Genomic DNA, 22460 nt, shown 5'->3' on the forward strand with positions numbered 1-22460 from the left:
ACGGTGCGCGCCGGGACTACGGCGCGCGCTGTTGGAAGTGCAAAACCGTTGCAGCGTGATCAACCGCGCGCGGCATCCAGCCACTGCACTCGGCCGTCCGCAGCGCTGCGTTGCGCAAGGTCCACCAACCGCATCAGTTGCACCGCATCGCTGCTGCTGACCGGCGCTGTGCCGGTGCCTGCCAGCGCGTCGCGAAAGGCGGCGTAGCACTGCCGATAGTCGCCCGGCAGGTTGTCGGGCTGATGGGTGTGGACGCGGCCTTCGTCATCGACGCGGGTGAGCGTGCCCGGTAACGGGTCCACGCCCCAGCCGACCGTGCCGGGGCGACGGCCGGCGCGCAGCTGGTCTTCCTGCGTATCCAGGCCGTGCTTGAGATAACTGCCGCGCGTGCCATGCACGGCGAAGCGCAGGCGGCCATCGGCCACCAGCGATCCCGCGTGCAGAATCACGCGCAGCCGAGGGTAGTGCAGGGTGACGTGGAAATAATCCACGTTGCGCGCCTGGTCGCGCTGACGTTGCAGATCCGCGCCAATGCCCTGCGGCATACCGAACAACTGCATTGCCTGATCGAGCAGATGCGGGCCCAGGTCGTACCACAGTCCGGCACCGGGGCTGTCGCTCTCGCGCCAACGGTCGCGCACCTGCGGGCGATAGCGGTCGAAGTGCGAATGAAATTCCACCACCTCGCCCAGCTGGCCTTCTTCGATCAGCCGGCGCACGGTGAGAAAGTCCGCATCCCAGCGGCGATTCTGGAACACGCTGATGATGCATCCCGCCGCATCGGCGGCATCGACCATCTGCTGCGCTTGCGCCGCATCCAATGCAAACGGCTTGTCCACCAGCACATGCTTGCCGGCGGCCAGGGCTTTCAGCGCGAAGGATGCATGGGTGTGGTTCGGGGTGGCCAGCACCACGGCATCCAGTGCCGGATCGGCCAGCGCACTGTCCAGATCGGCCACCACGGTGACGCCGGGAAAGTCGGCCTGTGGCTGTTGCGGCTTGGACGACACCACGCTGTGCAACTGCAGGCCGGGGGTGCTTGCGATCAGCGGTGCATGAAAGGTGCGGCCGACATAGCCATAGCCGACGACGGCCAGATTGAACAGTTTAGGCATTGAAAACGGTTCATCGCAACGACGGAGGGAGCCCGCATGGTATTGCACCTGCCCGTGTGCGCAGGGTTCACAACCTCTGCATGCAACGGTCACGTCTGCTCGACGAGCGCCACCGCAAGCTGCGCCCACATTCAACAGGAGGTGCTTGGTATGAAGAACATGACGCATGCACGCAAGCTGCTGGCTCTGTCGCTGTCGCTCGGTCTGACCCTCGGCGCGTCGCAGGCATTTGCGGCACCGCAGGAACATGCCGACCACAAGGACCACGCTGCCGGCATGAACGAGTCCAAGAAGCCGGTCACCGACACCTGGATCACCACCAAGGTCAAGGCCGACCTGCTGGCGACCGACAATGTCTCGGGTACCGACGTGAAGGTCGAGACCAAGAACGGCATCGTGACCCTGACCGGCGCGGTTGCCACCCAGGCCGAGCATGACAAGGCCGTTGCCGTTGCCAAGGGCATCGAGGGCGTCAAGAGCGTCAAGTCGACCGGCCTGAAGGTCACCGCTGCGAAGAAGTAAGCGCAGCTGCTGCGAATGCCGGGCCGCCGAGGCGAGGCGGCGACCCGAGCACCAGGCGCACTCCACGGAGTGCGCCTTTTTTGTTTTTGATGAACCGGCCGGCAAGCCGACAGCTGGCAGGGCGCTCGCGCCATTTTCACGCATGCTGCACGTATGCTATGCCCATTCAGCTATGTCACAGGCTGACCTGATTTCTCTGAATCATTAATCTGGCAAGCTGCGTGATCGGAGACAATGCCGGTCAGCCCTTGGCCCTGCAGCGAGTGCAATTCGGTCCAGCAATGCAAACAACGGTCCAAGCAGACAAGTGGGATCGCTGGCGCCTGCCTCTGTTGGCGGCCGCCGTGTTCCTGATTGTGGTGGTGCCCTCCTTGTTGCTGCAGCAGATGGCCCGCAACGCCAACCAGGCCGCGTCCTGGGTGTCGCATAGCCAGGAAGTGCAGGAGACCGCGCAGCGCCTGGAGGCGGCGATGCGCGATACCGAATCGGCGGCGCTGATGCGCTCGCATGGCGTGGAGCGCGAGGCGCTGAACGAGCGTATGCGCCGCGGCCGGCGCGAATCGCTGGCCGCCGTGCAGCGACTGATCGAACTGACCAAGGACAACCCCGCCCAGCAAGTACGCATGGGGCGCATCCAGAGCACCATCGAACGGCGTCTGCTGTTGGCCGAGCGCATTGCGGTGACCACTGCGCCGGAGCAGATACGCGCGCTGATCAACGACATGACCCTGAACAACCCGATCCGTGTGCTGATCGACGACCTGCAGAGCGCCGAAGGCCGGTTGCTGGCGCTGCGCAATGCGCGCGCCGCAACCGAGCGCATGCATTACGCGGTGCTGAGCTGGGCGGCGCTGGCGGTGCAGTTGCTGTTGCTGGGCACGGTGACCTGGCTGCTGCAGCGGCAGATCCGCCGCCGGCTGGCGGCCGAGCAGGAATACCTGCGCGCCAACGGGCGCGCCAGCTCGGTGCTGCAAACCGTGCGCGAGCCGATCGTGCTGCTGGATGCCAGCCAGCGCATCGTGCTGCATAACCCGGCCTTCGCCGACCTGTATGGCCTGGAAGAGCGCGGCAACGAATTGATGCCGCTGGAAGAGGTGGGCGATGGCGTCTGGCGCGATGCGCAGATCCATCAACGGCTGGCGGACGTGTTGTTGCGTGGACGCGAGTTGTGGGATTTCGAACACGAGCAGCGCGCCGCCGACGGCGTGCTGCGCACCATGTTGATCAATGCACGCCGCATGCCGCTGCCCGACAGCACAGACGAAGACGTGGTGCTGATGACGGTGAGCGACATCAGCCTGCAGAAGGCCGCGCAGTTGCGTATCCAGGAGCTCAACCGGCAGATGGAAGGCAAGGTGGAGCAGGTCTCGGAAGTCAATCGCGAGCTGGAAGCCTTCAGCTACTCGGTCTCGCACGATCTGCGCGCACCGCTGCGGCACGTGGCCGGGTTCTCCGACAAGCTGGCGCGCCATCTGGGCGATGCGGCCGACGAGAAGTCGCGCCATTACATGGAGGTGATCAGCAGCTCGGCGCGGCGCATGGCCTCGCTGATCGACGATCTGCTGGTGTATTCGCGCCTGGGCCGCGGTGCGCTGCGCCTGCAGGCGGTGGACATGCAATCGCTGGTGGCCGAAACGCGTGCGATCCTGGATTCCAACGTGCAGAGCGAGAACACCGGCCATCGGGTGGAATGGCATATCGCGCCGCTGCCGGTACTGGTTGCCGACGAAAACATGATGCGCCAGCTGTGGATGAACCTGCTCGGCAATGCGGTCAAGTACAGCGCCAAGCGCGAGGTGGCCAAAATCGAGGTCAGCTATACGCCGATGTCCGACGGCGGCCACCAGTTCAGCGTGCGCGACAACGGCGCCGGTTTCGATATGGAATACAGCGGAAAATTGTTCGGTGTGTTCCAACGTTTGCACAAGGCCAGCGAATACGCTGGTACCGGCATCGGCCTGGCCAGCGTGCGGCGCGTGTTGACGCGTCACGGCGGCCGGGTGTGGGCCGAAGGCGTCGTCGACGAGGGCGCCACGTTTTATTTCGTGTTACCTCCTGCGCTTGAAGCGCCCAACCAAGAGTTCATTGCATGACCGCCATCCGTACCATTCTTCTGGCAGAAGACAGCCCGGCCGATGCGGAGATGGCGGTCGACGCCTTGCGCGAAGCCCGCCTTGCCAATCCCATCGTGCACGTCGAAGACGGCGTGGAAGCCATGGACTACCTGTTGCGCCGTGGCATGTTCGCCGACCGCGAGGAAGGCCTGCCGGCCGTGCTGCTGCTGGACATCAAGATGCCGCGCCTGGACGGGCTGGAAGTGCTCAAGCAGGTGCGCAGCGACGAAACGCTCAAGCGCCTGCCGGTGGTGATCCTGTCGTCCTCGCGCGAAGAAAGCGATCTGGCCCGCAGCTGGGACCTGGGCGTGAATGCCTATGTGGTCAAGCCGGTGGACGTGGATCAGTTCTTCAACGCAGTCAAGACGCTCGGTACCTTCTGGGCGGTCATCAACCAGGCACCGGAGCTGGACTGAACCATGCCGCATGAGGGGGGCAACCTGGAGCAGCTGAAGATCCTTCTGGTGGAAGATTCACCGGAAGACGCCGAGCTGTTGTCCGATCAGTTGCTCGAGGCCGGACTGGATGCGGCATTCGAGCGCGTGGACAGCGAGCCGTCGCTGCGCGCCGCGCTGGATGACTTCCAGCCGGACATCGTGCTGTCGGACCTGAGCATGCCGGGCTTTTCCGGCCACCAGGCGCTGCGCCTGGTGCGCCAGAACGGCGCCACGCCCTTCATCTTCGTCTCCGGCACCATGGGTGAGGAGACCGCGGTCAAGGCGCTGCAGGATGGTGCCAACGACTACATCATCAAGCACAACCCGACGCGCTTGCCGAGCGCGGTGATCCGCGCGATCCGCGAAGCACGCGCGGATCTGGAACGCCAGCGCGTGGAAAGCGAACTGATGCGCGCGCAGCGCCTGGAAAGCCTGGCGATGCTGGCGGCCGGTCTGAGCCACGACCTGCGCAATATCCTGCAACCGTTGTTGATCGTGCCTGACCTGCTGGCCGGGCGCACCGACGACCCGCAGCTGCGTCAGCTGGCCAACGTGGTGGCCGAATGCGGCCGGCGCGGGCATGAGATGGCCGAGTCGATGCTGTCGTTCGTGCGTGGTTCCAACAAGCCACGCGAGCAGGTGTCCATCGCCAACCTGTTCCAGGCCGTGCAGATGCTGCTCAAGAGCAGCCTGCCCGATGGGGTACACCTGCAGATGGACACCATCGCTGCGGATCTGACCATCGAGGCCAACTACACCGAATTGCAGCAATGCCTGCTCAACCTTGGCTTGAACGCGATCCAGGCGATGCCCGAGGGCGGCAGACTGATCCTGGCAGCCGATCGCTACGATGCCTCGCGCGTGCGCATGAGCGTGGCCGACACCGGCGTGGGCATGAGCGATGAAACCCGCGCGCGCCTGTTCAGTCCTTTCTTCACCACCAAGGCCGATGGCACCGGGTTGGGACTGATTTCGTGCAAGCGCATCATCGAAAGCTATGGTGGCAGCATCGTGGTCGATAGCCGGCTGGGCGAAGGGACGCGCTTTGACATGATCGTGCCGATGCGTGCGGTGTCGGCGGCGGTGACCGAAGCCGAACTGCCGCTTCCGCTTGGCCATGGGCAGCGCATTTTGCTGGTGGATGGCGAGGCAACGCGCCTATCGCTGCTGGGCAATGCGCTCTCCAGCCAGGGCTATCAGCCGCAGCTGGCCAGCGATGGCGCCGCGGCGCTGCAGCTGGTGCAGCAGCACGCGATGCCGGACCTGGTGATCATCGACAGCGACATCATCCTGCTCTCGGCCGTGAGCGTGCTGCTGAGCATGCAGGAGCTGGGGTACCAGGGCCCGGCGATCGTGCTGGAAGATGTCGGTGCGCCGTTGCAGCGTGCGCATTTCCCGTCGGATCTGCCGGTGCATGTGCTGCGCAAGCCGCTGGAAATGCGCCGGGTGTTCCGCGCCGTTTCGCATGCGCTGGAAGTGGCCTGACACCACGTTTGCGCGCACCCGGCGCATGCGTCGATGGGTGCAACGCGATTGCAACAGTTGACGTCCGTGCCGGCCGCATGCGCGAATAACGTATGACCACCGTGCTTCTCAGCCTCGGCAGCAACGTCCAGCCGACCCACTACCTGCGCCTGGCTGTCGCCGCCCTGCGCGCGCGCTTTGGCCAGATCGTCGTGTCACCCGCGTACCGCACGCCTGCGGTGGGCTTCGAAGGGCCGGACTTCGTCAACAACGCGGTGGTCTTGCAGACCGATCTGGAGCTGGACGCGCTGGATCACTGGCTGCATGCACTGGAAGATTCGCATGGGCGCGATCGCAGCGGCCCGCGTTTCAGCGACCGCACCCTGGATCTGGACGTGGTGTTCTTTGGCGACCGTATCGTCGAAGGCCCCGGGCATCTGCGCATCCCGCGGCCCGAGCTCAAGCACGCATTCGTGCTCAAACCGCTGGCCGACATCGCGCCGGACTTCGTCGACCCGCTGAGCGGGCAGGCGTTGGCAGCCCTGTGGCAGGCGCACCCGCAGTACGGCAGCGCGTTTGCCACGGTGGAGCTGGATGCGGCTGCGCCGCAGTTGAGCGTCACGCAATAGTGCTGTTCTGGCAGCGCGGTTGAGCGCGGCCGAGCACGCGCGCACGTAGCGCAAGGACGTGTGCAACCGTCCGGCAATGCCGCATTCGGCGAGGTGGCAACCGGGCGCACGTGCATGACACGGGGGGCGTCCCTTTGCAGCGAAAGTGCGCAGGCCCCGGAAGCGTCGTTCAACTGAGCTGACGGCCGCCATCGACGTGCAGGGTATGGCCGGTGACGAAGCTGGCCTCGTCCAGCAACCAGCGCACCGCTTCGGCAATTTCCTCCGGCGTGCCGATGCGCGCCAGCGGCGTACGCGCGAGCAACGCCTGCTTGGCATCGGCGGACTTGCCTTCTTCCGGCCACAGGATGGCGCCAGGCGCGACCGCGTTGACACGCACGTGCGGCGCCAGTTCCAGCGCCAGCGAACGGGTCAGCATTTCCAGCGCGCTTTTGGAGGCGCCGTACAGCGGGTGATTGCGCATCGGCTGCTGCGCGTGCAGATCGGTGAGGTTGACGATGGCCCCGCGGCGCTGGCGCAACTGTGCGGCGGCCGCTTGCGCGATGAAGAACGGCGCGCGTGCATTGACCGCAAACAACTCGTCCCATTGCGCTGCAGTGGCCTCGCCAATGGCGGTGGAGTAGAACGCCGAGGCGTTGTTGACCACCCCATCCAGGCGACCGAAGGCGGCGACGCAGTCGGCCACCAACTGCGCAGGTGCGTCGGGCAACCGCAGATCGGCGTGCAAGGCCTGTGCGCTGCCGACACGCTGGGCGCACAGTTCGGCCACGCGAGCGTCCAGCACCTCGGCGGAACGGTATGCGTGCAGTGCAACGCGGTAGCCGGCAGCGTGCAACGTGGTGGCGATCTGCGCGCCGATGCGGCGGGCTGCACCGGTGATCAACACCACCTTGGAACTGTCTGTCATGGCGTACTCGCTCGGCGTTGCGGAGGGCTCGGCTATCCTGTGCATTGTCCCCGCAACCGGTGCCCGCATGCACGCCGACCTTCCCACACCCGATCCGGACGCGCTGGCCCACAGCGACCGGCTGGCTGCGCATGTGCGCGCCGAAATCCAGGCCGCCGGCGGTGCGATCCCGTTCTCGCGCTTCATGGAGCTGGCGCTGTATGCGCCTGGCCTGGGCTATTACAGCGCCGGCGCCAGCAAGTTCGGCGAGGCCGGCGATTTCGTCACCGCCCCGGAATTGGGGCCGTTGTTTGCGGCCACCGTCTCCGGCGCGTTGGCGCCGGTATTGCAACAGCTCGGGCCGCAGGCGCGAGTGCTGGAAGTGGGGGGCGGCAGCGGCGCGTTTGCCGAAGTCACGCTCAAGCGGCTGCTGGAACTGGACGCGTTGCCCGAGCGCTACGCGATCCTGGAGCCCAGCGCCGACCTGCGCGAACGTCAGCGCGAGCGGTTGGGGCGCAGCCTGATTCCGCCGGTGTTCGATCTGGTGGAATGGCTGGATGCGCCGTTCCCGGACGATTGGGATGGCGTGCTGTTTGCCAACGAAGTCATCGACGCCTTGCCCACGCCGCGTTTCGCACTGCGCGATGGGCAGGTGTATGAAGAAACCGTGGTGCTGGATGCCCAGCAGCACTTCGCGCGCGGCGAGCAACCGGCCGATGCGTTGCTGAGCGCGGCCGTGCGTCACCTGGAGCGTTATCTGGAGCAGCCGTTCGCCGATGGCTATCGCTCCGAGTTGCTGCCGCAGTTGCCGTACTGGATCCAGGCGGTAGCCGGCGGTTTGAAGCGTGGCGCGATGTTGTTCGTCGACTACGGTTACCCGCGCGGAGAGTTCTATCGTGCGCAGCGCGAGGACGGCACGTTGCGTGCGTTTTACCGGCATCGCATGCACGAAGATCTCTACCGTTGGCCGGGCCTGCAGGATCTGACCGCATCGGTGGACTTCACCGCGTTGGCCGAGGCAGGCACCGGCGCAGGTTTCGAGCTGGCCGGGTATTGCACGCAAGCAAGCTTCCTGCTCGGCAATGGGCTGGACGCATTGTTGGCGCAGGCCGATACGCGCACCGATGAAGTGGGGCGCATGCGTCTGCGCGAACAGATCAAGCGGCTGACGCTGCCCAGCGAGATGGGCGAGCGCTTCCAGGTGATGGGCTTCTCGCGCGATGTCGATTTTGCCCCGGCATTCCTGTCCGGCGATCTCACATGGCGGTTGTGAGTTCGGCACTCCGGCCGTTTCACCGGCCGCGGTTGTGGGTGGGCGTGTGGATCGCCGCAATCGTCGTGGTCATTGCCGTGTGCCTGGGGCCGCCGCCGGAGTTTCCGGAGTTGCCGTCCAACAGCGACAAGGCCGAGCACTTCATCACGTTCGCGTTGTTGTGCTGGGGAGCGGTGCAGTTGTTTGCGACCCGGCGCGCGCTGGCGTTCGCTGCGTTCGGATTGGTGTTGCTGGGCATCGGCATCGAAATCGCGCAAGGCGCGCTGACCACCAATCGCAGCGCCGACCCGTACGATGCATTGGCCGATACCTTGGGCATTCTCGCCGGGCTCTGTCTGGCATGGACGCCGTTGCGATGTGTGATGTTGCGGATCGATCGGCGCCTGTTTGGACAGCGGCGACGGTGACGGAACGATGTCTCGGCAGGCCAGGCGCCTGCCCGCTGCCGTAAACGGAGCCAGGCGGCGACGCGATCCTGATCAACCTGGCAGCGTATATCCGCAGCGATCTGAAGCATCGTACGCCAGGACCGCATGCGCCAAGCAGCGTGCCTAAGCCGCGGCGGGGCGCCAGGTGCCGGCTTGGCGATGACGGCTTGTGCAGCCGCTACGCTGCGTCGCGGACCCGTGGTTCGCACCTCGCCACCGCTGCCGCGGCGTTACAGCTTCATTCTCAGCCCGAGATACAGCTGCCGTCCGGCCGCTGGCGAGAACATGGGCTGCGCCTGTGCCCAGAAGAAGCTGTCGTACCACACGTAGGCATACTCGCGACCGGTGGCATTGCGGACCTGCACGTCCACGCTCCAGTTCGGGTTGATCGTATAGCGCGCGGTGAGGTCGAGCGTTGCAAAGCCGCCGTACTTGCCCGCCACGTTGCGCTCTTCGAGGTAGTAGTTGCCCTGGGCGCGTCCCTGCAGGCCCAGTTGCAACGCCTCGGTCGCGCGGTAGTCCACGCCGATGTTGCTGATGTAGCGGGGCGTGGCGATGACTTCGTTGCCTTGCAGCGAAAGCGCAGCGGCACGGTCGTCGCGCGTGATCCTGGCTTCCTGGTAGGCATGCGATGCCCAGAGCGTCCAGCGATCGCCCAGCTGAGCGCTGATCTGCGCATCCACGCCGCGGCGACGCGTCTTGCCCAAGGTGACGGTGGTGCCGGTGGCCGGCATGTTCGACACCTCGTTTTCCGCATCCTGTTGCCAGACGGCGATACGCGCCTGGCTGCCTGCAAATGGGCTGAATTTCATACCCAGCTCGACGCCGGTGTTGGTGGAAGGGCGGATGCCGGCTTGCCCTGGGGTGAGATAGGCCGGGGCGGTGGAGCCGGTCAACACCTGGAAGGTACGGCCCCAGTTGGCGTACACGTTGGTGCTGGGCGTCAGGGCGTAGATCACGCTGAGTTTGGGCTGCCCGATGCTGCCGTAACGCTGCAGCGGTGCGCGCACCGCACCCGGTAGCTGTGTGTCGCCGTCGAAGCGGTCCACGCGATAGGCCGGCACCAGCTTCAGGGCCTCGACCGGCTGATAGATGGCCTGTACGTAGGCGCCCCAATTGTCGAAGGTATAGCGGTCGTCGTTCTGGATGCGCGCTGGCACTGCGGCAAAGTCGGTGGGCTCGGCATAGTTGAAGCGTTCGCGCCGGTAGGCATTGGCCTGATGTTCGTAGTTGATGCCGCCTTCCAAGGTCAGCAGGTCATTGGCGCGCCAGGTCAGGGTGTTGAGCATGCCCACCTGCGTTTCGTTCCAGCGCCGACGCTGGCGCGGGGCATTGCCGGTGGGCAGGTCGCTGAAAGTCACCCGGCGATCGTCCTCGTAGCGGTTGTAGTAAAGCTTGCTGCCCAGGAACAGGGTATCGGTCAGTTTCAGGTCCAGATGCACGCCGAGCTGCTGCATGTCGCGGTCGTCGCCATCGTTGCGGTTGCGGCGGTCCGAGTTGCGACGATCCTCCTGCAACTCTGCTGCGGTCATGAAGCCCGGCTCGTCGGCCTGGGTGCGGTACGCGCGTGCCGTCAGGCCGATGCGCATGCCGTCGTCGAGACTGCCGTAGAACCATTTGCCGCCCAGCACATGCTTGCTGGAGCGATCGTGCGCACGATAGCCATCCGACGCCTGTGCGCCGATGAAGTAGTTCTGCGCGAACCCGTCGCGTTCGCGCCCTATCGCGATCTGCGCATCGCGGCTGGCGTAACTGCCGTAGGCCACGCGGGCATCGGTGTAACTGCCGCCCTGGCGGGTGCCGAAGTTGATGTTGCCGCCGATGTTGTGCAGCCCATAGCGCGGATCGTTGGTGCCACGCACCACCTCGATGTAGCTGATTTCCAGCGGAAACAGCATGTCGATGAAGCGCTGATTGCCGCTGTTGACGTTGCTGGGAATGCCGTCGATCAGGGTCTTGATGGCATTGAGATAGCCCTCGCCGTTGAAGGCGCGGAAGCTGACCTTGCCCGATTCGGCGCCCTGTCGGGTTTCGGTCAACTGCATGCCTGGCATCTGCCCCAGCAATTCCCAGCTGTAGGACACGTTCTTGTCCTCGATCTGGTCGGCGCCCAGGACATCCACCGACGTCAGCACCTGATGCGCACTGAGCTGGCCTTCGTGATGCTGATGGACGTCGACCTTGCCGAGCGTCAGCGCCGAATCGGAGGACTGCGCGCGTGCGTCGGCCGCAAACAGCAGAGCGGCGACAGTCGCCACGAGGGAATGGATCTTCATGAAGCGGGCAATACCTGCGGGCCAATGGAATCGTGTCAGTAATGACATGTTATAACATATTTTGACAAATTCAATTCGCGTCGCGCTGCTGCCGCCTTGGGGGACGATCGGCAAGTGATCGTGTTGCAACGCCTGATGGCCGCCTGCGTGTTGGCGATGTGCCGCTCGCGGCGTGGGGAACAGCCAACAGCCAACAGCCAACAGCCAATAGCGCTGCATCCAACAGCCACAGCATGCAGGCGATGCAGGTGCCGTGTCGCTCCGCGCTGGCGGCGGACGAGGTCGATCCCGCCGGCGCGGTGTTGCGGTGCTTATCCGGGCATGCGCACTGCGCGCTCGCGCAGCCACTTGGTGGCTACCCACTTGTCGCCGGCCAATACCGGCGCACCGGCGTGCAGGCTGCGTGTCATCGGGTGCGGGCGGTCGTAGCTGAAAAACACTGCATTGCCCTTGACCGCAGCGACATCCAGATGCGCATCAGGAAAACGCGTCGCACCGCCGCGTTCTGGCGTGTTGAGGTACATCACCAGCGAGGCGACGCGTTGCCCGCCGGCCTGCACCAACACCGGGGTGCCGGCTGCGTCCGGATCGAAGTAATCGTAATGCGGCCGGTATTGCGCACCGGTGGCGTAGCGCAGCACCTGCAACCCTTCGCCGTGATCGACCGGCCAGTCGAGCAGGCGCGCGATGCGCGCTTCGATACGTTGGCACAGCGCATCCTGGCCAAGGCGCAGACACATGCTGTCGCTGGTGCGCGCTGCATGCACCACATGCTCTCCGTTTGCATTGTCCACGGTGCGCGAGCGCGCCAGGCGCGGCCGGGCCAAGGCGATCAATGCATCGCATTCCTCGTCGGAAAGAAAACCGCCGAGTACCACCACGCGCGGCAGCAACAGGCTGACCAACACGCGCACATCGCGGTCGCCCAACGCAAGCAGCGAGGCATCGGCGTCTTGTTGCAACGCGGGCACGCGCACCGGCATCGGCAAGCCGTTCGCTTGCGCGTGTTGCCGGATGTGCGCACGGACCAGTGCCTCGACCGCATCGATGGCGTCCTGTTCGTTCCAGCCCTGATCCAGTAGCGGCTGTAGCGCTTGCTCGGGCGGATGGCCGGCCACGGCTTGCGCCACGATCCAGTCGGCCAGCGGGGTCGGGATATCGGTGTGTGTCATCGCTCTACAGTGCATGTCGGCATGTGGCATTGGTATGTCAATTGTGTCGTGGTAAGACAAATGAAACAGATGCCCTCTATAAAAGTGACGGGGATCTTGAACGTGCTCGCCACTGCAGTGCGCGGAACGCCACCAATTCTTGACGACTCCTCTTCATACCGACCTTTGACCTGGAGATCAGCCGCATGGCCGTTCGCAACAGCAGCAAGACACTTCTCATGACCTTTGGTACCGCACTGGCGCTGTCGGCCTGTGGTGGCGGAGCCGACCGTGTTGCCTCGCCAGGTGAAGGCGCATTCCCGCCGGCACCGGCCCCCACACCGACGCCAGCGCCCACGCCTGCACCAACGCCGGCACCCGCACCGAGCGGCCCGGCCGCCGATTGCCCGAGCGGTTTTTCCAACGTCGGCACCATCGCCAACAACACGCTACGCGCCTGCCAGTTGCCGGAAACCATCAACGGCAACCTGGTGGTGCCGGCGCGCGCGGGCACCGTTTACTCGATCAGCGGCCGCGTCAATGTCGGCACCGACCGCGGCGGCAACGCCACCGCACCGGCCGCCGGCAGCACGCAGGGTGTCTTGACCATCGAGCCGGGCGTGACCCTGTTCGGGTCGGCCGGTAGCGACTACATCGTGGTCAATCGTGGTTCGCAGATCTTTGCCGAAGGCAGTGCGGCTGCGCCGATCGTCTTCACCGCGCGTCAGGCGCTGGAGAGCACGGTCAGTGCCAATACCATCGGCCTGTGGGGCGGCATCGTGGTGCTGGGGCGCGCGGCGATCAACAACTGCCCGGGCACCACCGTGTCGGGGACGCCGGAATGTCAGGCGCAGGTCGAGGGGACCAACGCGTTCTATGGCGGCAACAACGCTACCGACAACAGCGGGTCGATGCGCTACCTGCGCGTGATGTATTCGGGCTTCGAAATTTCGCCCAACAACGAATTGCAGGGCATCACCCTGGCGGGCGTGGGAAGCGGCACCAAGCTGGATTATGTGCAGATCCACAACAGCTCCGACGACGGCATCGAATGGTTCGGCGGGACGGTCAACGGCAGCCACCTGGTCATCACCGGTGCCGACGACGATTCGCTGGATACCGATGCTGGCTGGAGCGGTGCACTGCAGTTCGGCATCGTGGTGCAGCGCGCCGGTGGTGGCGACCGCATGAACGAGTGGAGCAGCCTGCGTCGCCAGCCGTATTCGCGCCCGAAAGTGGCCAACTTCACCTACGTGGGCAACGCGCGCGCCGGTGCGGCGATCATGCTCAACCAGGGCACCCAGGCCGCGTTCTACAACTCGGTGGTCACGCGCCCAGCCGGCGGCACTGGTGATGGCCTGGTATGCTTCAACCTGGCCGATACCGACACGCTCGGCACCTTCAACTCGGTGTTCTTCGCCTGCCCGACGGCCTTCGGCAGCGACGCGCGTGCGGCCAGCCAGTTCGCAGCCGGCACCAACAATGTCGCCAACGGCGTGTCCACCTTGCAGAACACCTTCGTCAATGGCGCCAATGAATCGGCAGTACCGGCGTTCCAGGGCCTGAACGGGGTGAGCAGCTTCTTCCAGCAGGTGAACTACATCGGTGGCGTGCGCGATGCCAACGATACGTGGTGGCAGGGCTGGACCTGCGGGCTGACCGCCGACCGTCCCTGCTGAGGCATGGCATCGCACGGCGGCCATCGGTCGCCGTGCGATGCGTCCAGCTTCATCTTTCTGTTGCCAGGGCTCCCACGATGCGAACCTCTGCTGTTGCCCGTCTCTCGCGGACGGGCCTGTCTCTTTCCATTTCCACCTTGCTGATGTCCGGCGCCGCCATGGCGCAGTCGACCACCAGCGACGCCGACGCCGGCAGCAGTACGTCCAGCGCGGCCAGTACCAGTGTGCCCAAGCAGCTCGACCAGGTCGTGGTGCGTGGCGACTACATTCCCGAGCCGATGCTGCAAACCTCCGAAGTGGCCTCGTTCGTGACGCGCGAAGACATGGAGCGCACCGGCGACAGCAGCGCCGCGGTGGCGCTGACGCGTGTCACCGGGCTGAGCCTGTCGCGCGGCAAGTATGTGTATGTGCGCGGTCTGGGCGAGCGCTATTCGTCTGCGTTGTTCAACGGTTCGCCGCTGCCCAGCCCAGAGCCGATGCAGCGCGTGGTGCCGCTGGACCTGTTCCCCAGCGATGTGCTGGCCAGCGTGACCGTGCAAAAGACCTATTCGGCCGATTATCCGGGCGAATTCGGCGGCGGCGTGATCGATCTGCAATCGATGGAAATCCCCGACACGCCGTTCCTGTCGTTGACCGTGGGTGGTGGGGCCAACAGCGTCAGCACCGGCGAAAAAGGCCTGACCTATTACGGCTCCGACGATGACGAGTGGGGTTTTGATGATGGCACCCGCAAGCAGCCTGCCGCCTTGCGCGATGCGATCAGGACCGGTCGTCGGGTCGACCTGGGCAGCTTTTCGCGCGAGGACATCCGTCGCATCGGGCGCAGCTTGAACGATGCCAACCTGTATGTGCTGCAGGAAAAGGACAGCATCGCTCCGGACGTCAATGTCGGCGGCAGCGCCGGCTACAGCATGGATGTGGGCGAGGCCAAGCTGGGCATCATCGCGGTGGCCAGCTACGACAACGAATGGCGCACGCGCACCGGCAAGCAGCAGGACGGCATCTTCGTCGGCGACAGCGTCGAGTTCAATTCCAACTACGACTTCGCCACCACCCGCAACAACGTGCGCAGCAACGGCATGCTGGGGCTAGGGTGGGAATATGGCCGGCATACCATCGGCTGGACCACGCTCTACGTGCACGACACCTTGAAGGTGGCGCGCAGCCGCGCCGGTCGCGACGAACTGGCAGGTTTCGACGTGCGCGACGACAACACCGAGTGGTACGCGCGGCAGTTGATCAACAACCAACTGCGCGGCACGCACGCCTTCGGCGAATACGACGACCTGAAGATCGAATGGCGCGCGGCAGTGGCCAACGCCAGCCGCGATGTGCCTTACGAAACCGGGATTCGTTACGAGCGGCTGGACGGCTACTGGGCGCACGATGCCTCACGCGTGCAGAACTACACGCGTTTCAGCAAGGTCGACGACAAGGTGGCCAGCGGTGGCGTGGATGTCACCTGGCGCTTGCCGATGGAGCACGACCTCACCGTCAAGGGCGGGCTGGCCTATCTGGACAACGACCGCAGCGCGTGGAGTCGTGAATTCCGTTTCCTGGCGCTGGACGGGCCGCTGCCGTTCCTGAACCAGTACCAGCGCGTGGATTATCTGTTCTCCGATTACAACCTCAGCAACGATCTGCTGCGTCTGCGCGAAACCACCGGTAGTTTCGGTGCGGCTGCCTACGACGCGACCTTGAAGGTCAAGGCGGCGTATCTGCAGGCAGAGGGCGAGATCATGCCGACGCTGCGCGCCACGGCGGGCGTGCGTTACGAAGACGCCACCCAGGCGGTGCATCCGTACGACATCTTCAGCGGCACGCGCCAGGACGGTGTGGCACCGTTGCACAACAGCTATGCGCTGCCGTCGGCCACGGTCACCTGGAATTTTGCCGAGAACCAGCAGCTGCGCTTTGGCGCTTCCAAGACCATCGCACGCCCGCAGTTTCGCGAAATGGCGCCACAGCAGTATCTGGACCCGGACATCGACCGCCAGTTCTTCGGCAACCCGTTTTTGGTCGACAGCGAGCTGGTCAATCTGGACGCACGCTACGAATGGTTCTTCGAACCGGGCCAATACGTCACCGTCGGCGCGTTCTACAAGAACATCGACAAGCCGATCGAAGCCATCGTCAACGACGCCCCCGGCGGCGGCATCGTGCAGAGCTTCATCAATGCGCCCAAGGCGACGCTGTACGGCGTGGAGCTGGAGGCCAAGAAGTATCTGGAGTTGCCGATCGCTGCCGACTGGTGGGGCGACAAACGCATGTTCGTGTCCGGCAATTACACCCGAACCACGTCCGAGGTTAGTGCCAGCGATGGCGATACGGTGCAGCCGTTCGGCTTCAGCGCACCGGTGCAGGCGACCTTGTTCATCCGCGATGGTTCGGCATTGCAAGGCCAGTCCGATGACATCGCCAACCTGCAGATCGGGGTGGAAAGCGAGCGCACGCTCAGCCAGGCGACGTTGATCGCCAACTACGTGGGCAAGCGGGTGTCCGCGCGTGGTCGCCCCGGGCAGCCGGATTACATCGACAAGCCGGGCACCTCGCTGGATCTGGTGATCAAGCAGGGCCTGACGTGGTCCGGCGAGACGGTGTCGGTGAATTTTGCCGCGCGTAACCTGCTCAAGACCAAGTACCAGGAGTACCAGAAGGTAGGGAGCAACCGGGTGGACCTGTACACCTACCAGCCTGGCATCAGCTATGACATCAGTGTGACAGCGCGCTTCTGATCTGAGGTGCAGTTGCCAGTGTCGCAAGCGCCCGCTGTGCGTTGCATGGCGGGCGTTTGCGTTTAGTCGTATGGCGCCGTGTGTCGGTCTGTGTCATCGGTTTCTTCGAACTGACACATTGCAGCCGCATTCTGTCATCCAATCGAAATCCTGAGACGGATGTCCGCTTTGCAGCGCGCCTGGCCCTCGTTGAATTCCTTGTTGCTGGCGCCAGGCGTTCGCACGGCGGTGGCGTGTTGCGTGGTTGCGTTGCTGGTGCTGCAAGGTGTGCGCCTGTTGTGGCTGGTGCTCACGCCGATCGGGCCGTTGGGCACTGCGCAGCGCGGTCGCGTCACTACTCTCGACGTGTCCGCATTGCGTCGCGATGTGTTCCATCGCAGCGCCTCCGACACCAATCGCGATGGCATGGTGCTGCATGGCGTGCGTGCTGGCGGCACCCAGGCGGCCGCCTATCTCAGCGGTAGCGATGGCCGGCAAGGCGTCTACCGCGTCGGCGACACGGTTGCGCCCGGCGTGGTGGTGCAGGCGATCGCGGCCGATCAAGTGCTGCTGCGCGCTGGCGCCAGTGTGCGTCGCATTGCATTGGGCGAGGCATCTGCTGCGGGTGCATCGCTCCGGCCTGCAGCAACGAGCGCAACCGCGCCGACCGTTGCTCCGGCAGCCGTGCAATCGAATGTCACCACGGCAGCAGGCGCGAGCGCAGCCACCGCCGTCGATGCGCAGCAGCTGCTCGCCAGTGCCGGCTTGCGCGCCAGCGCCGATGGTGGCGGTTTCACCATCATGCCGCGCGGCGATGGCGCACTGCTGCGTCAGGCCGGTCTGGCGCCGGGCGATGTGCTGACCCAGATCAACGGCCGCACGCTCGATGCAGAACATCTGCGCGAGCTGCAGGACGAATTGCGCGATGGCCAGAGCGCCACGCTGACCTACCGCCGCGACGGCCAGACCCACACCATGACCTTGAAGCGCCCGCAATGACTGCTGTTCGCCCGCTCTGGCTGCTCTCGGCCACGTTGTTGCTCGCGCTGCCCGCGGTGCCGATGACTGCGTTGCATGCCGCCGATGCACCGGCCGTGCGCCTGCAGGACGTGGACCTGCGCGCTTTCATCCAGGACGTCTCGCGTGCCACCGGCATTACCTTCATCGTGGACACGCGCGTGCAGGGCTCGGTCAACGTGGCGCGCGCGCAGGCGATGTCCGAAGCCGATCTGCTGGGCATGCTGCTGGCCGTGTTGCGCGCCAATGGATTGATTGCGGTGTCCAGCGGGCCATCGACCTATCGCATCATTCCCGACGACACCGCCGCGCAGCAGCCGGGTAGCGCCGCCAACGGCAACCTGGGATTTGCAACGCAGGTCTTCACCCTGCAGCGCGTGGACGCACGCAGCGCGGCAGAAATCCTCAAGCCGCTGATCGGGCGCGGTGGTGTGATCATGGCGATGCCGCAAGGCAACAGCCTGTTGATTGCCGACTACGCCGACAACCTGCGACGCATTCGCACGTTGGTGGCGCAGATCGACACCGACCGTGCGGCCATCGACACGGTGACGCTGCGCAACAGCTCGGCGCAGGAACTGGCGCGCACCCTGACCTCGCTGTTCGGGCAAGGCGGCGAGCGCAGCAATGTGTTGTCGGTATTGCCGGTGGAAAGCAGCAATTCCTTGATCGTGCGCGGCGACCCCGCACTGGTGCAGCGCGTGGTACGCACCGCAGTCGATCTGGACGGGCGCGCCGAGCGCCGCGGCGACGTGAGCGTGGTGCGCCTGCAGCACGCCAGTGCCGAGCAATTGCTGCCGGTGCTGCAGCAGCTGGTCGGGCAGACGCCCGGCAACGAGGCGCAGGCCGGGCAGGACACACGTTCCACTGCGATGGACGTGGCTGCGGCGAGCGGCGCGGCGCAGACGCAGGTGATCGCGCCGGCGGCAGGCAAGCGCCCGGTGATCGTGCGCTACCCGGGCTCCAATGCGTTGATCATCAATGCCGAGCCGGAAACACAGCGCGCCCTGATGGATGTGATCCGGCAGCTGGATGTGCATCGCGAGCAGGTATTGGTCGAAGCGATCGTGGTGGAGATCTCAGACACCGCTGCCAAGCGCCTGGGCGTGCAGCTGCTGTTGGCTGGCCGCAATGGCACGGTGCCGCTGATCGCCACGCAATACGGCGGCGCCTCGCCAGGCATCGTGCCGCTGGCTGCGGCGGCGGCTGGCACGCGCAGCGGCAATGCCGACGACGATTCGGTGCTGGAACAGGCACGCAACGTGGCTGCGCAATCGCTGCTGGGCCTGAGCGGTGGCCTGATCGGCCTGGCCGGGCAAAGCAACGACGCGGTGTTCGGCATGATCATCGACGCAGTCAAGAGCGACACCGGCTCCAACCTGTTGTCCACGCCGTCGATCATGACCCTGGACAACGAGCAGGCGCGCATCCTGGTAGGCCAGGAAGTGCCGATCACCACCGGCGAAGTGCTCGGTGCGGCCAACGACAACCCATTCCGCACCATCCAGCGCCAGGACGTGGGCGTGGAGCTGGAAGTGCGCCCGCAGATCAACACGGCCGGCGGCATCACGCTGGCGATCAAGCAGGAAGTCTCGGCCATTGCCGGGCCGGTCAGCGCGCAATCCTCGGAGCTGGTGTTCAACAAGCGCCAGATCGAAACGCGCGTGGTGGTGGAGAACGGTGCCATCGTGGCGCTTGGCGGCCTGCTCGATCAGAACGACCGCCAGACCGCGGAGAAAGTGCCGCTACTTGGCGATGTACCCGGCCTGGGCGCGTTGTTCCGGCACAAGTCGCGCAACCGCGACAAGACCAATCTGATGGTGTTCATTCGCCCTACCATCATTCGCGATGCAGCCGATGCCCAGCGCATGACCGCGCCACGCTACAACTACCTGCGCGAGCGTCAGCTGGCCGATGGCGATCCGGAAGCGGCGCTGGATGCGCTGGTGCGCGACTACTTGCGTGCGCAGCCGCCGCAGCTGCCGGCCGGTCCATCGTCGGTTGCGCCGGCACCGGCAACAATACCTGCGCCCGGCGCACGTCCCGTGCAGCGTTGATGCCATGAGCAGCGCCCGCGCCAGCATTTCCTATGCATTCGCCAAGCGTCACGGCGTAGTGCTGCTTGGCAGCGACACCACCGCGCAGATCGGTTTGCGCGAAGGTGGCGATGTGCAGGCCCTGATCGAGTTGCGCCGCGCGTTGGGCATGCCACTGCAGGTGCGCACGCTGGCGCCGCCAGTGTTCGACCGGCAGGTATCGGAGATCTACGCCGATGCCGGGCTGGAGCAAGGTGTGCAGGTGGAAGCGCTGGATCTGCATGGCAGCCTGGATTCGTTGATCGACGACATTCCCACCGCCGATCTGCTCGACAGCCAGGACGATGCGCCGATCATTCGTTTGATCAACGGCATCATCGCCGAGGCCGCGCGGCTGGGTGCATCCGACGTGCATCTGGAATCCTACGAGTCGCGCCTGCGCGTGCGCCTGCGCGTGGATGGCGTGATGCGCGAGGCAGCCACGCTGCCCGGACGCATCGCACCGCTGCTGGTGTCGCGCGTCAAGGTGATGGCGCGGCTGGATATCGCCGAAAAACGCATCCCACAAGATGGGCGCGTGTCGCTGGTGATGGGGGCCAAGGCACTGGACGTGCGTGTGTCCACGTTGCCCACGCGCGGCAGCGAGCGGGTGGTGTTGCGTATCCTGGATAAGGAGCAGGGCACGCTGTCGCTGGCGCAGCTGGGCATGCCACCTGTGGTGATGCACACCGTGCAGCGCGCATTGCAGGTGCCCAATGGCATCGTGCTGGTCACCGGGCCCACCGGTTCGGGCAAGACCACGACCTTGTACGCGGCGCTGCGCCTGCTCAACGATGGCTCGCGCAATATCCTCACCGTGGAAGATCCGGTGGAATACGCCATCGATGGCGTCGGCCAGACCCAGGTCAACGCACGTGTCGGCATGACCTTCGCCGCCGGCCTGCGCGCGATCCTGCGCCAGGACCCGGACGTGGTGATGATCGGCGAGATCCGCGATACCGAGACCGCGCAGATTGCGGTACAGGCCAGCCTCACCGGCCATCTGGTGCTCTCCACCGTGCACACCAACGATGCGGTGGGCGCGGTCACGCGGTTACGTGACATGGGGATCGAGCCGTTCTTGCTGGCTTCCAGTCTGCGACTGATCCTGGCGCAGCGGCTGGTGCGGCGCTTGTGCACGCAATGCCGCAGTGCACGGCCGATGGACGCCGCAACGGCCCAACTGCTGGATGCGCCGGCCGATGCAGTGATCTACACCGCCGTGGGCTGCAACGTCTGCCACCATAGCGGATACGCAGGGCGCGTGGGCATCTACGAGGCCATTGCGGTAGACGATGCGATGCGCCGTTTGATCGGCGACAACGCCGACGAAGACGCGCTGGCTGCAGTGGCCTTCGCACGCGCGCCGCGGCTGGGCGATGCCGCACGCGCTGCCGTGCTGCAAGGCCTGACTACGCTGGAAGAAGCGCTGCGTGTGACCCGCCAACAGGACGACGCGCATGCCGCAGTTTGATTACACCGTGCTCGATCTGCATGGGCGCAACCGGCACGGCGTCATCAGTGCCGACAGCGTGCACGGCGCACGTGCGCTGCTGGAACAGCGGCAATGGGTGCCGGTGCGCGTGGAAGTTGCGGCCGCGGCCGGCAGCACGGCCGGGCGCGCAGCGCGCTTCAGCGGCAAGGATCTGGTGCTGTTCACCCGCCAGCTTGCCACGCTGGTGGAGACCGCGCCGCTGGAAGAGGCCTTGCGCACCATCGGCACCCAGTCCGAACGCCGCGGCGTGCGTCGGGTCACCAGCCAGACGCATGCATTGGTGGTCGAAGGATTCCGCCTGTCCGATGCGATGGCACGCCAGGGCAGGGCGTTCCCTGCGTTGTATCGGGCGATGGTGGCCGCCGGCGAAAGCGCGGGTGCGTTGCCGCAGGTGCTGGAACGACTGGCCGATCTGCTCGAACGCCAGGCACAGGTGCGCAGCAAGTTGCAGTCTGCATTGGTCTATCCGGCGGCGCTGGCAGCGACGGCCGGTGCGGTGGTGATCGTGCTGATGACCTTCGTGGTGCCCAAGGTGGTGGACCAGTTCGATTCGATGGGCCGTGCCCTGCCGTGGCTGACGCGCGCGGTGATCGGCGTGTCGCATTTTCTGCTGCATGCCGGTATCCCGCTGCTGATCGCGCTGGTGATTGCGGTGGTTGCGGCGTTGCAGCTGCTCAAACGCCCGGCACTGCGCCTGACGGCGGACCGCGCGTTACTGCGTGCGCCACTGCTGGGCCGGTTGCTCCGCGATCTGCACGCCGCGCGCATGGCGCGCACCCTGGCCATCATGGTCAACAGCGGCTTGCCGTTGATGGAGGGGCTGATGATTGCCGCACGCACCGTGGACAACCGCGCGTTACGCCTGGCCACCGACGGCATGGTCACCGCGATCCGCGAAGGCGGCAGCCTGGCCGCGGCCATGAAGCGCGCGGGGGTGTTTCCGCCAACGCTGCTGTACATGGCCTCCAGCGGCGAAAACAGCGGACGCCTGGCGCCGATGCTGGAGCGTGCCGCCGACTACCTGGAGCGCGAATTCGAGACCTTTACCGCCGCCGCGATGAGCCTGTTGGAGCCGGCCATCATCGTGCTGCTCGGCGGCGTGGTGGCGGTGATCGTGTTGTCGATCCTGCTGCCCATCTTGCAATTCAACACCCTCGCGCTTGGTTGAGCGCGTCCGCTTATCCA

General features: G+C 65.3%; 17 protein-coding genes. 13 read left to right on the forward strand and 4 right to left on the reverse strand.

Going from position 1 to position 22460, the window contains the following annotated elements; genetic code table 11:
* Positions 1-59 precede the first annotated feature (59 nt).
* Entirely contained in the window at positions 60-1115 is a 1056-nt protein-coding gene (locus tag ACDH77_RS03370; RefSeq protein ID WP_372353734.1) for an oxidoreductase, read from the reverse strand.
* Between the two features lie 150 nt (positions 1116-1265).
* Between ACDH77_RS03370 and ACDH77_RS03375 the strand changes: the two genes are divergently transcribed.
* The 5 genes from ACDH77_RS03375 (at position 1266) to folK (ending at position 6281) form a co-directional block, all read left to right on the forward strand.
* On the forward strand, positions 1266-1637 hold the full coding sequence (locus ACDH77_RS03375; protein WP_008572114.1) for a BON domain-containing protein: 372 nt from the start codon (positions 1266-1268) through the stop codon (positions 1635-1637).
* A 281-nt stretch (positions 1638-1918) separates the two neighbouring features.
* Positions 1919-3730 (forward strand): sensor histidine kinase, encoded by a 1812-nt coding sequence (locus ACDH77_RS03380; protein WP_008572116.1) that lies wholly within the window; start codon positions 1919-1921, stop codon positions 3728-3730.
* Positions 3727-4167: a response regulator gene (locus ACDH77_RS03385; protein ID WP_003482689.1), complete on the forward strand. Its 441-nt coding sequence runs from the start codon at positions 3727-3729 to the stop codon at positions 4165-4167. Before ACDH77_RS03380 ends, ACDH77_RS03385 begins: the two co-directional genes overlap by 4 nt.
* Positions 4168-4170: 3 nt before the next feature.
* A complete protein-coding gene (locus tag ACDH77_RS03390) occupies positions 4171-5673 on the forward strand; it encodes a response regulator (RefSeq protein ID WP_031421007.1) in 1503 nt (500 codons plus the stop codon).
* Between the two features lie 92 nt (positions 5674-5765).
* Positions 5766-6281, forward strand: a complete 516-nt coding sequence (folK, locus tag ACDH77_RS03395; protein ID WP_031421009.1) for a 2-amino-4-hydroxy-6-hydroxymethyldihydropteridine diphosphokinase — start codon at positions 5766-5768, stop codon at positions 6279-6281.
* Between the two features lie 169 nt (positions 6282-6450).
* Here the strand turns inward: folK and ACDH77_RS03400 are convergent, their stop codons facing one another.
* Positions 6451-7188, reverse strand: a complete 738-nt coding sequence (locus ACDH77_RS03400; RefSeq protein WP_218488927.1) for a pteridine reductase — start codon at positions 7186-7188, stop codon at positions 6451-6453.
* Here ACDH77_RS03400 and ACDH77_RS03405 point away from each other — a divergent pair.
* Together ACDH77_RS03405 and ACDH77_RS03410 are read left to right on the forward strand one after the other, a co-directional pair.
* Positions 7187-8440: a class I SAM-dependent methyltransferase gene (locus ACDH77_RS03405; RefSeq protein ID WP_029818631.1), complete on the forward strand. Its 1254-nt coding sequence runs from the start codon at positions 7187-7189 to the stop codon at positions 8438-8440. The two genes, ACDH77_RS03400 and ACDH77_RS03405, sit on opposite strands and share 2 nt — an antisense overlap.
* The gene (locus tag ACDH77_RS03410; protein WP_218488928.1) at positions 8428-8847 is read left to right on the forward strand and encodes a VanZ family protein; all 420 of its coding nucleotides are present in this window, start codon (positions 8428-8430) and stop codon (positions 8845-8847) included. Before ACDH77_RS03405 ends, ACDH77_RS03410 begins: the two co-directional genes overlap by 13 nt.
* 251 nt (positions 8848-9098) lie before the next feature.
* On the opposite strand, the gene ACDH77_RS03415 is transcribed toward ACDH77_RS03410, so the two are convergent.
* Together ACDH77_RS03415 and ACDH77_RS03420 are read right to left on the reverse strand one after the other, a co-directional pair.
* Entirely contained in the window at positions 9099-11144 is a 2046-nt protein-coding gene (locus tag ACDH77_RS03415) for a TonB-dependent receptor (RefSeq protein WP_218488929.1), read from the reverse strand.
* A 311-nt stretch (positions 11145-11455) separates the two neighbouring features.
* A complete protein-coding gene (locus ACDH77_RS03420; protein ID WP_218488930.1) occupies positions 11456-12316 on the reverse strand; it encodes a 2OG-Fe(II) oxygenase in 861 nt (286 codons plus the stop codon).
* 185 nt (positions 12317-12501) lie between these two features.
* On the opposite strand from ACDH77_RS03420, the gene ACDH77_RS03425 reads away from it, so the two are divergent.
* The 6 genes from ACDH77_RS03425 (at position 12502) to gspF (ending at position 22443) form a co-directional block, all read left to right on the forward strand.
* Complete coding sequence (locus tag ACDH77_RS03425; protein ID WP_031421017.1) at positions 12502-13974, forward strand: hypothetical protein; 1473 nt, start codon at positions 12502-12504, stop codon at positions 13972-13974.
* A gap of 77 nt (positions 13975-14051) precedes the next feature.
* On the forward strand, positions 14052-16709 hold the full coding sequence (locus ACDH77_RS03430; RefSeq protein ID WP_031421019.1) for a TonB-dependent receptor domain-containing protein: 2658 nt from the start codon (positions 14052-14054) through the stop codon (positions 16707-16709).
* Positions 16710-16868: 159 nt separating this feature from the next.
* Positions 16869-17687, forward strand: coding sequence for a type II secretion system protein N (locus ACDH77_RS03435; protein WP_008572136.1), 819 nt, complete (start codon positions 16869-16871; stop codon positions 17685-17687).
* Positions 17684-19762: a type II secretion system secretin GspD gene (gspD, locus tag ACDH77_RS03440; RefSeq protein ID WP_031421021.1), complete on the forward strand. Its 2079-nt coding sequence runs from the start codon at positions 17684-17686 to the stop codon at positions 19760-19762. The genes ACDH77_RS03435 and gspD overlap by 4 nt, the downstream gene beginning before the upstream one ends.
* Positions 19707-21254, forward strand: coding sequence for a type II secretion system ATPase GspE (gene gspE / locus ACDH77_RS03445; RefSeq protein ID WP_031421023.1), 1548 nt, complete (start codon positions 19707-19709; stop codon positions 21252-21254). Before gspD ends, gspE begins: the two co-directional genes overlap by 56 nt.
* Positions 21241-22443 (forward strand): type II secretion system inner membrane protein GspF, encoded by a 1203-nt coding sequence (gspF, locus tag ACDH77_RS03450; protein WP_029818640.1) that lies wholly within the window; start codon positions 21241-21243, stop codon positions 22441-22443. The genes gspE and gspF overlap by 14 nt, the downstream gene beginning before the upstream one ends.
* The last annotated feature ends 17 nt before the right edge of the window (positions 22444-22460 follow it).

Source organism: Xanthomonas axonopodis pv. maculifoliigardeniae (genome assembly GCF_041519315.1).
Taxonomy (GTDB): Bacteria; Pseudomonadota; Gammaproteobacteria; order Xanthomonadales; family Xanthomonadaceae; genus Xanthomonas; species Xanthomonas euvesicatoria.

What these genes read in the sequence shown, in the direction of transcription:
- ACDH77_RS03375 (WP_008572114.1), top strand. Translation starts at nt 1,266, where the DNA reads ATGAAGAACATGACGCATGCACGCAAGCTGCTGGCTCTGTCGCTGTCG.
- ACDH77_RS03420 (WP_218488930.1), bottom strand. Translation starts at nt 12,316, where the DNA reads ATGACACACACCGATATCCCGACCCCGCTGGCCGACTGGATCGTGGCG.
- gspF (WP_029818640.1), top strand. Translation starts at nt 21,241, where the DNA reads ATGCCGCAGTTTGATTACACCGTGCTCGATCTGCATGGGCGCAACCGG.
- ACDH77_RS03385 (WP_003482689.1), top strand. Translation starts at nt 3,727, where the DNA reads ATGACCGCCATCCGTACCATTCTTCTGGCAGAAGACAGCCCGGCCGAT.
- folK (WP_031421009.1), top strand. Translation starts at nt 5,766, where the DNA reads ATGACCACCGTGCTTCTCAGCCTCGGCAGCAACGTCCAGCCGACCCAC.
- ACDH77_RS03430 (WP_031421019.1), top strand. Translation starts at nt 14,052, where the DNA reads ATGCGAACCTCTGCTGTTGCCCGTCTCTCGCGGACGGGCCTGTCTCTT.
- ACDH77_RS03415 (WP_218488929.1), bottom strand. Translation starts at nt 11,144, where the DNA reads ATGAAGATCCATTCCCTCGTGGCGACTGTCGCCGCTCTGCTGTTTGCG.
- ACDH77_RS03425 (WP_031421017.1), top strand. Translation starts at nt 12,502, where the DNA reads ATGGCCGTTCGCAACAGCAGCAAGACACTTCTCATGACCTTTGGTACC.
- ACDH77_RS03400 (WP_218488927.1), bottom strand. Translation starts at nt 7,188, where the DNA reads ATGACAGACAGTTCCAAGGTGGTGTTGATCACCGGTGCAGCCCGCCGC.
- ACDH77_RS03435 (WP_008572136.1), top strand. Translation starts at nt 16,869, where the DNA reads ATGTCCGCTTTGCAGCGCGCCTGGCCCTCGTTGAATTCCTTGTTGCTG.
- ACDH77_RS03410 (WP_218488928.1), top strand. Translation starts at nt 8,428, where the DNA reads ATGGCGGTTGTGAGTTCGGCACTCCGGCCGTTTCACCGGCCGCGGTTG.
- ACDH77_RS03390 (WP_031421007.1), top strand. Translation starts at nt 4,171, where the DNA reads ATGCCGCATGAGGGGGGCAACCTGGAGCAGCTGAAGATCCTTCTGGTG.
- ACDH77_RS03405 (WP_029818631.1), top strand. Translation starts at nt 7,187, where the DNA reads ATGGCGTACTCGCTCGGCGTTGCGGAGGGCTCGGCTATCCTGTGCATT.
- gspD (WP_031421021.1), top strand. Translation starts at nt 17,684, where the DNA reads ATGACTGCTGTTCGCCCGCTCTGGCTGCTCTCGGCCACGTTGTTGCTC.
- ACDH77_RS03370 (WP_372353734.1), bottom strand. Translation starts at nt 1,115, where the DNA reads ATGCCTAAACTGTTCAATCTGGCCGTCGTCGGCTATGGCTATGTCGGC.
- ACDH77_RS03380 (WP_008572116.1), top strand. Translation starts at nt 1,919, where the DNA reads ATGCAAACAACGGTCCAAGCAGACAAGTGGGATCGCTGGCGCCTGCCT.